Below are 14,738 nucleotides of genomic sequence, written 5' to 3'. Positions count from 1 at the left end.
TTCCCAAATTTTCCGATTGATACTCAAAGATAGTAGTGTCGATTTTTTAGGAGTTATCATGTTAGATACGAATCTTATGACTCAACTGAAAACCTACCTGCAAAACCTCAAGCGCCCAGTTGAACTTGTCGTGTCTGCAGATACTAGTCCTAAAGCGCAAGAGCTTAGAGCTTTAGCGCAAGATATTGAAAGCTTGTCACCATTGGTTAGCATTATCGAAACTGAAGGTAAGCGTATGCCTTCGATGAAGGTGACTAATACAGAAACTCAAACCGACATCACCTTTGCTGGTTTGCCGATGGGGCATGAGTTTACATCACTTGTTTTAGCACTGCTTCATACTGGCGGTCATCCACTTAAGTTAGAGGATGCGGTCATTGCACAGATCAAGGCATTACCTGGTGAATACCATTTTGAGACTTACGTTTCTCTTAGCTGTCAAAACTGCCCGGATGTCGTTCAGGCATTGAACATGATGGCGGCTATCAATCCAAATATTACCAATGTAATGATCGATGGATCACTGTTTCAAACCGAGGTATTCGAGCGCGACATCTTAGCAGTTCCTTCGGTTTACCTTAATGGTGAAGTGTTTGCTCAAGGCCGTATTAGTTTGACCGAGATCCTCAATAAAATAGACACCGGAGCGACGGCACGTCAAGCAGAAGTTTTGGCTGAAAAAGAGCCATTTGATGTGCTTGTTGTCGGTGGTGGTCCAGCAGGTGCTGCAGCGGCAATTTATGCTGCTCGTAAAGGATTACGTACCGGTATTGTTGCCGATAAATTTGGTGGTCAAGTAGCCGAGACTGTAGGTATTGAGAACTTTATCTCAGTTAAGGCCACTGAAGGTCCTAAGTTAGTGGCCAACCTTGAAGCTCATGTTCATGAATATGATGTTGATATCATGGATAATCAAAGAGCTTTGAGCCTTAAATCTGGTGAATTGTTTGAACTTGAATTGGAAAATGGGGCTGTATTAAAAAGTAAGACAGTATTGTTAGCGACGGGTGCTAGATGGCGTGAAATGAAGGTACCCGGTGAGCAAGAGTATCGTGGTAAAGGTGTGGCTTATTGTCCACATTGTGATGGCCCTTTATTTAAGGGCAAACGTGTTGCCGTTATTGGTGGTGGTAATTCAGGTATCGAAGCGGCTATCGATTTGGCGAATATTGTTGAACACGTTACCGTACTCGAATTTGATAGCCAATTAAGAGCAGATGAAGTCTTGCAACGTAAAGCGGCTTCTATGGGCAATATTAAGATCATTACCCAAGCCATGACTACAGAAGTTGTTGGTGATGGAAAGCGAGTTAATGGACTAAATTACACTGACAGAACGACTGGAGAGTCACACCATGTGAAGCTTGAAGGTATTTTTGTTCAGATAGGTTTGATCCCTAATTCTGAGTGGCTAAAAGGGACGATTGATTTGACTCCAAGAGGCGAAATCATCGTTGATGGTAAAGGTGAAACATCGTTAGCGGGCATATTTGCTGCTGGGGATGTGACTAACTCAGCGTACAAGCAGATTATAATTGCGATGGGCAGTGGGGCAACGGCTTCGTTAGGAGCGTTTGATTACCTCATCAGACATAGTGCGCCGGAGCAAGCCCAAGTAGCAGCTTAATTAGCTCTATTAAGTACAAACTAATCAGCCAGTCATAAGACTGGCTGATTGCTATTGGTATCAAGAGAAATTGAGTAACAGCTAAACTTTGATATTGACGTTATGCCCCGAATTGCCGACTGGAGCAGTGGGCGCTGTAGCTTGAATCAATTGCAGTGCGATCTCTCCTTCAGCTTCTTGTTGTTCTTTGGCGAGTTGAGCGACTTTAACGCCAATATTACCGTTACTTAAGTTGGGCTCTAAATTTGCGCTACCGATTGTGATTGACATTTCGACCTCACACTAGATTAATTCAACTATCTATCATTAAGATTCTATCGACTCAGATACCATAAACTTTAGTCCATTAACGTAGTTTATGGTATCGAAGTGTTGCATGAAATGTGACCTATTGATTTAAGATCTTTCTAGTGAGAGTGATAATGAAGGTAAGGACTATTGAGCTTAAGATCAGACCTATAGCGAGAGTCACATTTTGCAAAGCGGTAGGATCAACGGCTAATGTACCCCCCAAACCCACCATCATAATACCGGACATCAGCTTTAAGGTTTGTCCCTCTTTCTCTGTTAGCTTGCGTTTACCTAGTGTTGCGCTAAAAGCGATAACGATAATCGCTAGGGGGATCACATAGACAATATTATAAAAAACAAGGTACATATAGCGTTCAAAATCAGGGAGTTCATGCATGGCTAACACACTGGTATAAATCATCGGAAAACCTGCTGTACATAGCAGTTCATAAGCGTTGGCTAAGATAGACAAGATAACTGTTCCCGCAATCATAGTCGCCATACTACTGGCATTCGTGAGCTTCCCCATACGCTTTATCAGTCCGGTTCGGTTTTCAGCCGACATGGAGAGTGTGACCTCTCCCTTAGTGAAAAAGTAATCTTTTAAATTTATAATGCCAGCCACTAAAGCCAAAATACCAGCCCCTAGAATAATCATGCCTCCATCACTACTAGCTCCCAATAACTCGAAAATATTGAGCCAGGCGATCATAAACAGGAAATAGATAAAACCCGAGAAGAACACAAATATCCCACCCACAATCAGCATACGCGCGCGGCTTTTCGCATTCACCATAATGGAGAGTAAAAATAGCAGCACAAAGAAGGCGCAGGGATTAAACGCATCGACTCCTGCTAGCACCACTGTGAGCAAAGGAAGTGAGAGTTGCTCTGGGGCAACCACACCGATGAATGGTAACTCTACCGGTTGAACAGAGCTGATATGAGGCTGTTGAGATTCAGTATTAAGAGCGCAAGTTCCAGCATTACTATCTTGATCTGTATCATCTCCACAGGTGCCAAAGAGTGATTGCTCGTTATTTAAACTGCTAGGTGCAAAGTTATCATTGGGATCCAATGTACCACCCAGAGCTTGATAACACTGTTTTAAACTGTCGACTAAATACTGGCCCGTTACCGCCTCGCTACTGTAGCCAATGACCGCTTTATCACACATGGCCATATAGGGAACGGAGCTAGCTTTGGTGCCAGTTTGTAAAGCTATCTCCTGCCATCTGTCCATAGAGCCCGGCGTTGAGATCATATGTGAAGAGAGCTCTATCCAAGGGTAATGCTTTGGTAATGCATCGATAAATGGATGAGCCTCAGCACAGTGTGGACAGGTTTTGGACCAGAAAAAATAGAGCTTTATCTTAAGCTCACCCTTTTCATTCATATAATGCCAGTTTTGTGTGCTGTCCGGAGGAGATACTGATGAAACTGAGGCTAACGTCGAAGATGTTGAAAATATACCTAAGCAAAAAACGATGATTAACAGAATCATTCTAGCCATGTTCCCTCCACCGGGATGCTCTCTTTGAGAGAATATTGAGATACTTATCTTGAATTACTTTACGTTTATTTATCAGGTTAGCTAAATAAACGTTCAATAATTGCAACCGGAATCTCGAATCATCGGGAATTGGGAACTGAGACATACTATATCCAAGTTGTTTGGGTATATAAATTCAGGCAGGAGCTAGTTTGCTAAAATAAACTTTGCTTTCTTCTACAGCTTAGTTTTTCCGTCTAGAGAGAGCTCTTGGCTTTCGGCAAGTCTCACTGATGTTGTCTCTGGGGATGCAGAAAGAGGACACCAACTCACGCTCATATCTCGTCGTTTTGTTAAGCCAGCAGTTAAGATCCGTGTCACAACCGGAGCGACAAAGTTTGAATCGGAGAGGTAGGTTTTTACCCTATCTATTCTGCGTTGAGCTAGCCACAGATTGTAGGTTCTCAACTCATCACTGACTTGCTCTTTTTGTACCTGAAATTCTAATAACAGATACCCGGACTGCTCCTTATGCTCTCTACCAATAGCGTCCAATTGGGTGGAATAGGAACTGGGGAAATAGGAGCTGTTTTTTGCATAGGGAATATCAAACATATGGATACTCTGGTCACACTGTGCAGCTGCGCCACCTACTGCAAATATCGATATAATAGTTAATATCACTCTCATTGCTGGCTCCTTTTGAAGTAAAACGTGCCTAATTGGTGATTTGTTGGTGTTATCTTATCTTTACTGGTTTGTTGCGCTATTAATTTAAGGCAATGGCAGAATAAAATCAATCTGTAAGCTAATTGCCCGTTAATTATTTTGGCAAAAGGAAGGGGATTCTAATCGGCTCCTTAATTATTCTAAGAGTAAACACAAATTCTTATTTGAAAGTGAGGATTTAGTTGTGCACAATAAGTATATTGTGCACAACTAAATAGAATATCACGCTAAGATTATGTCAAGAGATCAAGAGAGCAACCCGTTAGCACTGGACAATCAAGTTTGTTTTTCCCTATACAGCGCCACTAACGCAATGGTGAGAGCGTATCGCCCTCTGCTTAATGAACTTAATCTGACCTATCCTCAGTATTTGGCCATGTTAGTTTTGTGGGAAAATGAAGGGCTCAGTGTCAAAACTTTAGGCGATAAACTTCATCTTGATTCTGGGACCTTAACCCCATTACTGAAACGCTTGGAAACTAAGGGCTTGATAAGCAGGGGGCGCAGTGAAACTGATGAAAGAGCGAGGGTACTGCACACTTCAAAGGAAGGCCGGGAGCTCAAACAACGCGCAGCGACAATTCCTGAACAAATGCGCTGTAAACTCAGCATCAAGCCTGACGTTTTTGCCGAATTGAAGCGTTTGTGTGATCAGGCTTATGTGAGTTTGGCTCAGGTTGAGCAGAAGTAAGACTTGTGCTAAATAAAGTAGGTTTTAGTTTTATCAACAGATTCAACTGATTGTGCTATCTTTGGAAGTACGACAGCTTGCATCAGGTATTTGAATGGACACATTTGATCTCGTTATTATTGGTGGCGGTATCAATGGGGCTGGTATTGCTCAAAGTGCATCTGCGGCTGGCTATAATGTATTGCTCTTGGAAAAGGGGGAGGTAGGTGAACAGACTTCTGCTAATTCGAGTAAACTAATTCATGGAGGATTAAGATACCTTGAATCCGGTCAAGTGTCCTTGGTTCGTAAGTCTCTATCTGAACGCCGAGCTTTGCTTAAATTAGCACCGAGCTTAGTTAAACCGATTCCCTTCTATATCCCCATTTATGAGAGTAGCCAACGCAGTCAATGGGCGATCCGTGCTGGACTGAGTGCCTATGCTTTATTGAGTGAATTAGATCCCTTAGGCAGATACAAGAGTATTTCAGCGACTAAATGGCCTGAAATTCAAGGTTTAAAACTAAAAGGTTTAGTCGCAATTTTTCAATATTGGGACGCTCAAACAGATGATAAGGCTTTGACTAAAGCCGTCATAAAAAGTGCAATAGAATTGGGTACAAAGGTATTACAGCAAACTCGATGTGATGCCATTTTACATAAACCTGCTCACTGTGAAGTTAGCTATCAGCACCAAGGTGAACATCTTAAGGTGGCAGCACTGTGCGTCATTAATGCGACTGGACCTTGGGTCAATGAGCTTATCGACTGCGTAACACCTCCAATGGCCAGAGAGGAGGTCGAGCTTGTGCAGGGAACCCATCTATTGCTCGATATTGCTCCCCCTGAGGGGATCTTATATCTGGAGTCTTGTTTTGATCAAAGAGTGGTGTTTGTTATGCCTTGGCGAGGGAAAACATTATTAGGGACGACAGAAACTCCCTTAGCCAGCTTAGAGGGAAAACCAAAACCTAAGAGAGAAGAGATCTATTATCTGCTTGGGATCTATCAGCATTACTTTGCTGACTCTGGTGGGATTGAAATATTAGAGTCAAAGATCATTGATACTTTCTGTGGTGTCAGGGTGTTACCGAAACAAGTGGGAACATCATTCGAGCGCTCTCGAGAACTCTGGTTACAAACTCGTGAATCTCATCCTAGGCTGCTTACTCTTTATGGTGGAAAGCTAACCACATTTCGTTCGACTGCCAAAGAGGTTACGCTTTGGCTTGAGCAGATGTTAGGGGGGCGAAAAGTGGTCGCAGATATCGATAGCTTGCCTCTGTACTAGTACACTCAGATGAAAAATTCATCTGAGTGTCATCTTTTGATGCTAAAATTTGCCAAATTTTATTCAATGCTCTGCTGGATTTATGCTACAGATTTTTATTCGTTTTTTCTCATTAGGTTTAATCTCTTTCGGCGGTCCTGCTGCACATATTGGGTATTTCAGACAAACTTTCGTGCAAGAGCTTGCATGGTTAGATGACAAACGTTACGCCAGTTTTGTTGCTTTGAGCCAGTTTATGCCTGGCCCAGGTTCGAGTCAGGTGGGGTTTGCTATTGGTTATCATCGAGGTGGGTTACTCGGAGGACTGGCTGCCTTTCTTGGTTTTACACTTCCCTCATTTACTCTGCTATTTTTGTTTGCGGTAACCAGCACTCAATTGCTGGACTACCCAGTAACACAAGGGGTTATTCACGGGCTTAAATTGCTGGCCGTGGTTGTGGTTGCTGATGCGGTGTGGATCATGTTCAATCAATTTTGTAAGCGAAAGCCTGCTATTTTGCTTATGTTGCTTAGTTTTATTCTTATCTTATTGTTTCCTGGAATATGGATACAATTTGCGCTCTTGATTTTTGCGGCTTTGGTTGGTAGGCAGTTGTTATCGACGACTGCTATGCCTCTTGAGCCAGCAAAGCAGCGCATCAAGCTCAACTACCTTTGGCTGAGTATTTTTGTACTTTTGTTTATGGGCTCAACTTTTCTTGTTTCTGAGAGTTTCAGTGCGCCGGAGTCGAGTTTGTTATCGCTTTTCAGTCAGTTTTACCAAGTTGGCAGTTTAGTGTTTGGTGGTGGGCATGTGGTGTTACCCTTGCTTCAAGCGAGTGTTGGCGATGCGATTAGCAATGATCAATTTTTAACGGGCTATGCATTAGCGCAAGCGGTGCCAGGCCCTATGTTTGCTCTTGCGGCCTATCTTGGCGCTGAGATATGGATTGAGCAACCCTTAGTTGGTGCGCTGGTGGCTACGCTTGCCATCTTCCTCCCAGGTTTCCTATTGATGCTAGTGGCACTAAAAAGTTGGCACGCCTTGAGTGCTAGACCCCATATAACAGGTGCAATTGCCGGAGTAAACGCCTGCGTAGTGGGCTTTTTGTTGGCGGCTCTCTATAATCCTATCTTCACCAGCGCGGTAAGAGACAATCTGGATATGGCGCTTGTGGTGGTAGGTTTTGCTTTATTTAAACTGTTAAAGCCAAATATTTTCTATTTGGTACTCAGTTTTGCCATTGCCGGAGCTTTGGTTAACTAAGTAATAAAGGCGATTAATGTTGTTGACTTAGATTAGTTCGCTGCTTGGCTCGTTTTTAAATGAGTGGGGATCCGTTAGGATCCATCTGCTCTATTTTTCTGGTTTTTGCTTTATTTCCAAAACATGTTCTCATAATAGACTTACCGCAACGGCAAACCATATTGGTCTAAGTATTAACTCATCGTTCTATTCTAGCAATACGATCACTTTCAGCATGTTGGAAATGATCTTTTGATCATTGTTCAGGATTGAATATTAATGTAGACGCAGCAGTGATACAGCAAGGTGTTGATTATAAAAGATACGACAAGTGAGTGGGAATGTACGTCATAGTTTTTGAAGCGGACAAACTAAGTCATTGTGTATTATCAAATTGATACGCATAGAGGCTATCAAAATGATAAGTCAACAATATCATCCAGCATCATTAATTAAATTTAATGATACATACTGTAAGTAATGTAAATAGATTAAACACATTTTGCTTAGAACAACATTCTCAAAATTTCAAACAAAGGTACGGTTCACGAAATAGATAATTTACCTATTAATTTATCTATTTAAAATTATATTGGCCTGCATGTTGCCTTTCACTGATTATATAAATAAGTAACGGTATATATCTATGAATGGTGCCATAGATATAGATCGTTACAATATTTGAGGTGTTGAGATGGAAGGCTTTAATTTATTAGGTAAGGATATTTCTAGAGTAGACGGTCACACTAAAGTGACGGGTATGGCTATCTATGGCAATGATGTAACTATGCCAGGAATGCTTTATGGCATATGCCGATATGCCGATATGCCCGCAGCAAAAGTACTCAGCATTAACACAAGTAAGGCTATGGAAGTAGAAGGTGTCGTACGTATTATCACCTTTGCTGACGTACCGGGAGATCCTAAAGTCGGAGTGATGATCCGTGACTATTACCCCATCATTAACGATGAAGTGTGCTTTAGTGGTGATGTTCTTGCCGTCGTGGCTGCTCAAACCTATGAAGCGGCCTGTCTAGCAGCTGACAAAATTGAAATTGAATATCAAGCCCTTGACCCTATTAGCGACGTTTTCGAGGCCTTAAAACCAGACGCTCGCTTAATTCATCCAGATAAAGAGTCCAACATCGTCGCTTGCCATCACACAGAAAAAGGCGATGTGGAGCAAGGATTCCAAAATTCTGAATTGATTATTGAACGCATATATCAGGTGGGATTTCAGGAACATGCCTATATCGAACCTGAATCAATTACTGCCTATATCGACCCAAGTACTGCTGATATCATACTTACAGGTTCCATTCAAAACCCCCATCGTGTAAGAGGCTTTGTTGCTTCATATTTAGGCTTGCCTCAGTCGAGTATTGAAATTAGACGCTCCGTCATGGGCGGCTCATTTGGCGGTAAAGATGACACCATAGATCATCTTTGTTGCCGTGCTGCGCTGATGGCAAGTTTAACCAAGTTGCCAGTTAAATTTACTTACACTCGCGAACATTCCATGGTGGAAAGCGCTAAACGTCATCCCTATCACATGACCTATAAAGTCGGCTTTAACCGCTCAGGTAAAATTAATGCCATGAGGGTGAATATTCTTGCCGATAGCGGTGCTTATGCAGCTTGTACGCCCTTTGTCACCTGGCGCTCTGCTGTGCAGGCCGCAGGCCCTTATGAGATTGACCATGTACGAGTGGATGTTAAAGGTGTCTATACCAATAATACCTTTACCGGAGCGATGCGCGGCTTTGGCTCACCACAAATCGTATTTGCCAATGAGTCGTTAATGGATGAGATTGCCGAGCAATGCAGTATATCTCCCGTTGAAGTACGTAAAATTAATGCCCTTAAACAAGATGGTGTCAGTATCACTGGTCAACGCTTTAGCAACCACAAGGTGTCGACGCTTGAGGTGCTCGACAAGGCGCTGGCTGGCGCCGAGTACACTGCCAAAGTGGCACACTTTAATCAGCTAAACCTCAATGACAATCCCATCAAATATGGCATTGGTATGGCGCTCAGCTATCGAGGCTGCTCTATGGGCGCCGAAGGGGTGGATACATCATCGGCGCTAGTCTCAATCAACAGTGATGGCAGTGTTAATATCGCCACCGGCGTGACTGAAAATGGTCAGGGTCTACAAACCGTCATGTCGCTTATCGCGGCCGAAGCATTAGGTATTCCTCTTAACCGGGTGAAATTTACCGAGCCTTCTACTGCGATGATCTCAGATGGCGGGCCAACGGTTGCGTCCCGCGCAACCATCACTGGGGGGAACGCAGTCAAGCATGGTGCCGATATCCTCAAACAGCGTATTTTTGAGGTGGTGGCCCCCTTATTGGGCACAGAACAACTGGATGATACTCATTGGCAAGATGGCTTAATCTGTAACAAACATAAGCCTGAACTCAGTATTTCATTTAATGAGGCGGTCAATAAGGCTAAATGGGGCGGTGTAAATCTTGCTGCCTATGGCTTCTTCGAGCAACCCAATATCAGCTGGGATGAAGAAAAAGGCTGTGGCAGTCCCTATTTCACTTGGGTATATGCCTGTCAGATCGTCGAACTCAGTGTCGATACTGGCACTGGTAAAATAGAGATGCTCGGGGTCACGGCTGCCCATGATGTCGGTCAGGTTATCTCTAAAGTTGGCTTTGAAGGCCAAGTGACAGGTGGTATTGCTCAAGGATTTGGCTATGGCGTGCTTGAAGACTTTAATATCGAGCATGCTGAAGTGAAATCAGAAAACTTGGATAGCTATTTACTTCCAACCATAAAAGACATTCCCCCAATTAAGATTATTGCGGTAGAAAACCCAGATCCAGGTGGTCCCTTTGGTGCCAAAAGTATTGGCGAGCCTGCTACCGAACTTGCTGCCGCAGCCATCAACAATGCGTTAAGTTTCGCCCTAGGCAGACGAATTCGGCAATTGCCTCTGACTCTCGAGCAGGTGGTACTTGGCTATAATCTCAAAAAACCAGTGCGTCAAAGTGAACTTCAGCTCCACAGTGAAAATAAAAAGCACACCCTGAGGCTAAACGGTTTATCTGTCATTAATCCAAGTACAGTAGAAGATGCTTTAAGCTTACTGCAAGACAAACAATATCAAGCCATAGCAGGCGGCACCGATGTGCTAGTGCAAGGGCGAATACGTACCACCGAGCAAAGTTTAGTCAATATTGCCGGGCTCAGTGGTTTATGCAACATCGAGGAAGATGAGAGTCACATCACAATCGGCTCAGGCGTGACCTTTAATCACCTTGTTGAACATCCATCGATTGCCAAGTACTTTCCTTTACTCACTCATGCTTGCCATACCATTGGCTCTAATCAAATCCGTAACCGTGCCACCTTTGGCGGCAATATTGTCAATGCCGCTCCCTGCGCGGATTCTGTGCCTCCTGCCATTATCTATGACGCAGAAGTAGAGCTGATGTCCGCGATTGATGGCCGTTACACCCATAGACGTATGCCGTTAAGTGAGTTTATCACCGGCGGTTACAGCACTGAACTTAAGCAGGGTGAGCTGCTCACTAGCATCATTTTGCCAAAACCTGTAAGACAAGATTTGATTTATAAATACAGTCAATTGGGCCGGAGAAAAGCACTTAATATCACACGGTTAAGCCTGAGCTGTTTACTGGGCTTCGATGTCGATGGCAAGGTGGATTATTGCCAACTGGTCGATGGCGCCCTGTTCAGTAAGCCCCAGCGACTGCATGCTATTGAAGCGATATTACTGGGATATCCCTTGAATCTTGAACGTATCACTCTTGCTGAAAAGGTATTAATGGACATGATCGAATCTGCCATTGGCGGGCGCTGGTCAGCGGCCTATAAACAACCGGTATTTATTAATATGTTCCGCAATTTACTGACTGAGATTATTACCGATGTGGCTCAAGGAGAGGCGCGATGAAGACCCCAATCAAATTAACCATAAATGGCAAACTTGAGTTATTAGAGGTCGATGGTAATACCCGTTTATTAGATTTATTACGTGGTCAGATGGCATTAACCGGCACTAAAGAGGGCTGCGCCGTAGGTGAGTGCGGCGCCTGCAGCGTGATAATGAATGAAGAAGCGGTGTGTTCCTGCATGGTGCTTGCAGCACAATGTGATGGTGCACAAATCACGACCATTGAAGGCTTAGCTGACGATGCTCTGTCTCATCAATTACAACAATCCTTTATCAAGGTTGGCGGTGTTCAGTGTGGTTTTTGCACCCCAGGAGTATTAATAAGCACTCGTGCGCTATTGGCAAAACAGCCTCAGCCTACCGATGAGCAAATTATGGATGCATTGGAGGGGAATCTATGTCGTTGCACTGGTTACCAACCCATAATGCAATCCATTAAAGCGGTGATTAATAAATGATTTAACCATAAAACGTGTCAATACCGAATCTTATAACTAAGTGCCGAGAACATAAATGTAGAGCACAAGGTATAGGGTTCAACGTGCGTCATCACATTAAGGGCTTGAAATGAAGTTACTGTATAAAGTGAATGATCTACCTCCTACAGGTGTTACCTTACTACTTGCTATCCAACATATGTTGGCGTCTATAGGCGGTATCGTTACTGTTCCACTGATTGTGGGAGGGGCTTTGGGCCTTCCGCCTGATGAAATCGTTGTTCTTATCAGTGCTTCATTATTTGTCTCTGGCGTGGCGACCATAGTTCAGTGTATTGGCTTTGGCCCTGTGGGGATCCGCTTGCCTGTCGTGATGGGTACCAGTTTTGCGTTTCCTGGCGCCTGTATTGCCATCGGCATGGAAGGGGGGATGGCCGCCATCATGGGGGCCGCATTTGTGGGATCATTTATGGTCATTATTGCCAGTTTTTATATGGACTTTATCCGCAAACTCTTTCCACCTCTAGTCAGTGGCGTAGTCGTGACTTTAATCGGTCTCACGATTCTCCCTGTCGCCATGGGCTGGATTGGCGATGCTCCCGCTGGGCACCCTGACTTTGCCTCGTTACCTAAAGTCTTTCTCTCCGTAGTATCCCTGATGGTCGTCATCGGCGTAACCTTATTTTGCAAAGGTGCCGTGTCGGCATCAGCCATTGCGATCAGTTTAGCCGTTGGTTATGTCCTCGCCTATTTTATGGGCATGGTGGACATGAATCAGATCACTCAGGCGGCCTGGTTCTCAGCACCTGAGCCGTTTAAATATGGTATGACCTTCTCCTTTTCCGCCATTATTAGTTTGGCCTTGGTGTATATCGTGATTGTTGCCGAAGCCACGGGTGACTTTATGGCGTTGGGTAGCAATTGCCATGAACCCATATCGGGCAAAGACTTAAAGCGAGGTTTACTTGGCGATGGTTTAGGCAGTACCTTTAGTGCCATGTTTACCGCGCTGCCTGTCGCGAGTTTTAGCCAGAATGTGGGCATTGTTGGCATCAGCGGTGTGGCGAGTCGATATGTGGTGGCAGTGACAGGCGCGCTGCTTATTTTGGGAGGCTTATTTCCTAAATTTGCCGCCTTAGCCGTGACGGTACCTAAACCCGTACTCGGTGGCGTGGGCTTTGTGATGTTTGGTATGATAGCTTATGCTGGTATTCGCATGTTGGTTAAAACCGCGGATTCTCGCCGTAATGCAATTATTATCTGTGTTGGATTAAGCTCAGGGCTGGCGGTTACCTTTGAGCCTAATCTATTACAGCACTTCCCTGAGCAACTCAAAATGTTACTCCATTCAGGCATCACTACCGGGACATTGGTGACAGTGGTACTTAATGCCTTATTACCTCGATCAAAAAAAGCCAAACTACAACAGGATGAATCTGAAATTATGACCGCCACCTCTATGTTGAGTAAGCTCGAAAAATAGCACAAAAAAAGAAACGGATTAACAATTAAGATAATAAATTCATGTCATTTGACATCAATAACCCAGACATATCAAAATTCACTTATGTGTCTGGGTTTTATTGGAAAAGTATAGGAAGTTCTATGTCTCACATAAGTTCTCAACCAGGCTTTCAGTCAATAACTCAATCAAGATCCAGACGATTATGGATTAAAAACCCGTTAGCCATATACACCGCAAACAATGAGGATGCCCGAGGTGGGGTGGTCATCGAGAATGACCGAATTGTCGAATTAGTGCCAAATGGCGCTACTCCAACACTGAGTTATGATTCAAGTTTCGATGCCGCTAAGCATGTCGTGATGCCCGGCCTCATTAATACTCATCATCATCTCTATCAAACCTTGACTCGCGCATTACCAGCGGCGTTAAATAAGCCGCTATTTCCCTGGCTTAAAGCCCTTTATCCTGTATGGGCAAGGCTGCAACCTGACATGTTAGCCTCTGCTACCACCTTAGGTTTAGCCGAGCTATTATTATCGGGGTGCACCACGGTTAGCGATCATCACTACTTATATCCCGATGCACTCACTGAGGCTATGGATATTCAGGTGGACGCTGCAACCAAGATGGGCGCACGCGTTATGCTAACCCGAGGCTCTATGAGCTTAGGTGAAAAAGATGGCGGCTTGCCACCTCAACAAACAGTGCAAACGGATGAGCAAATTTTAGCCGACTGTGAACGAGTAATAAAACGCTACCACGACAGGCGTGAAGGCGCCATGATCCAAATAGCTTTGGCCCCCTGCTCGCCCTTCTCCGTCACTACCGAATTGATGCAAGCGACCGCAAAACTGGCCAGCACTTATAATGTGCGCCTACATACTCATTTAGCTGAAACCAATGATGAAAATGATTTTTGTATCGAAAAATTTAGCTTGCGGCCGTTAGATTATTTAGAGTCTGTAGGTTGGCTTAATGAGCACGTTTGGCTCGCCCACGGCATTCATTTCAGTGCATCTGAAATTCGCCGCTTAGGTAAAGCCAGAGTCGGCATCGCCCACTGCCCAACGTCCAATATGATCTTGTCCTCAGGCATATGCCAAACACTGGCATTAGAGCGCGCTGGCGCTCATGTGGGACTCGCCGTTGACGGATCGGCTTCTAATGATGGTTCTAATATGATCCAAGAGGTCAGGCAAGCGCTATTATTGAACCGATTGCAGTATCCCGCTGATGAGATCAGTCATTTAGATGTACTAAGATGGGCAACCTCAGGCTCAGCAGCTGTACTTGGCCGTGATGATATTGGCGCATTAGCGGTAGGTAAACAAGCTGATATAGCACTATTTAAACTTGATGATTGCCGCTTCTCAGGCAGCCATGATCCGCTTGCTGCTACGATTCTTTGTGGTGCTCATCACGCCGATGCAGTGATGGTCGCGGGAGTTTGGCGCGTGCAAAGTGGGGAAATTGTTAATCCAAGTCTAGATTTAGCAAGATTACGCCAACAACATCAAGAACACGCCTATGCACTGGCAGCTAAAGCTTAGTGCATAGGGAGGTTCAGTGTGCAGCTG

Annotated in this window: 11 protein-coding genes; 8 read left to right on the top strand and 3 right to left on the bottom strand. The window is 44.3% G+C overall.

The genetic code is table 11. The annotated features are described in order from the left end of the window. Nucleotides 1-58: 58 nt before the first annotated feature. On the top strand, nt 59-1,627 hold the full coding sequence (ahpF, locus tag HWQ47_RS21780) for an alkyl hydroperoxide reductase subunit F (RefSeq protein ID WP_269968097.1): 1,569 nt from the start codon (nt 59-61) through the stop codon (nt 1,625-1,627). Nucleotides 1,628-1,708: 81 nt separating this feature from the next. Here ahpF and HWQ47_RS21775 read toward each other — a convergent pair whose 3' ends face one another. The 3 genes from HWQ47_RS21775 to HWQ47_RS21765 all read right to left on the bottom strand — a co-directional run bounded on the left by HWQ47_RS21775 (nt 1,709) and on the right by HWQ47_RS21765 (nt 4,100). Further along, nucleotides 1,709-1,897, bottom strand: coding sequence for a cytoplasmic protein (locus tag HWQ47_RS21775; protein ID WP_269968096.1), 189 nt, complete (start codon nt 1,895-1,897; stop codon nt 1,709-1,711). Nucleotides 1,898-2,015: 118 nt separating this feature from the next. Continuing rightward, complete coding sequence (locus tag HWQ47_RS21770; protein WP_269968095.1) at nt 2,016-3,431, bottom strand: cytochrome C biosynthesis protein; 1,416 nt, start codon at nt 3,429-3,431, stop codon at nt 2,016-2,018. 216 nt (nt 3,432-3,647) lie between these two features. Next, a complete protein-coding gene (locus HWQ47_RS21765; protein WP_269968094.1) occupies nt 3,648-4,100 on the bottom strand; it encodes a hypothetical protein in 453 nt (150 codons plus the stop codon). Nucleotides 4,101-4,374: 274 nt separating this feature from the next. Between HWQ47_RS21765 and HWQ47_RS21760 the strand changes: the two genes are divergently transcribed. The 7 genes from HWQ47_RS21760 to HWQ47_RS21730 all read left to right on the top strand — a co-directional run bounded on the left by HWQ47_RS21760 (nt 4,375) and on the right by HWQ47_RS21730 (nt 14,711). After that, on the top strand, nt 4,375-4,830 hold the full coding sequence (locus tag HWQ47_RS21760; protein ID WP_269968093.1) for a MarR family winged helix-turn-helix transcriptional regulator: 456 nt from the start codon (nt 4,375-4,377) through the stop codon (nt 4,828-4,830). A gap of 94 nt (nt 4,831-4,924) precedes the next feature. Continuing rightward, complete coding sequence (locus HWQ47_RS21755; protein WP_269968092.1) at nt 4,925-6,100, top strand: glycerol-3-phosphate dehydrogenase/oxidase; 1,176 nt, start codon at nt 4,925-4,927, stop codon at nt 6,098-6,100. Between the two features lie 82 nt (nt 6,101-6,182). After that, on the top strand, nt 6,183-7,346 hold the full coding sequence (gene chrA / locus HWQ47_RS21750; RefSeq protein ID WP_269968091.1) for a chromate efflux transporter: 1,164 nt from the start codon (nt 6,183-6,185) through the stop codon (nt 7,344-7,346). A 673-nt stretch (nt 7,347-8,019) separates the two neighbouring features. Then, on the top strand, nt 8,020-11,259 hold the full coding sequence (locus HWQ47_RS21745) for a molybdopterin cofactor-binding domain-containing protein (RefSeq protein WP_269968090.1): 3,240 nt from the start codon (nt 8,020-8,022) through the stop codon (nt 11,257-11,259). Next, nucleotides 11,256-11,717 carry a (2Fe-2S)-binding protein gene (locus tag HWQ47_RS21740; protein ID WP_269968089.1) on the top strand — a complete coding sequence of 154 codons (462 nt, stop codon included), beginning with the start codon at nt 11,256-11,258 and terminating at the stop codon, nt 11,715-11,717. Before HWQ47_RS21745 ends, HWQ47_RS21740 begins: the two co-directional genes overlap by 4 nt. A gap of 109 nt (nt 11,718-11,826) precedes the next feature. After that, nucleotides 11,827-13,179 carry a nucleobase:cation symporter-2 family protein gene (locus HWQ47_RS21735; RefSeq protein ID WP_269968088.1) on the top strand — a complete coding sequence of 451 codons (1,353 nt, stop codon included), beginning with the start codon at nt 11,827-11,829 and terminating at the stop codon, nt 13,177-13,179. Between the two features lie 122 nt (nt 13,180-13,301). Continuing rightward, complete coding sequence (locus HWQ47_RS21730) at nt 13,302-14,711, top strand: 8-oxoguanine deaminase (protein WP_269968087.1); 1,410 nt, start codon at nt 13,302-13,304, stop codon at nt 14,709-14,711. The last annotated feature ends 27 nt before the right edge of the window (nt 14,712-14,738 follow it).

The sequence above is a fragment of the Shewanella sp. MTB7 genome (assembly GCF_027571385.1).
Lineage (GTDB): Bacteria > Pseudomonadota > Gammaproteobacteria > Enterobacterales > Shewanellaceae > Shewanella.
Note: the sequence above shows the minus strand (reverse complement) of the source record. Positions and strands in the feature narration are given on the sequence as shown.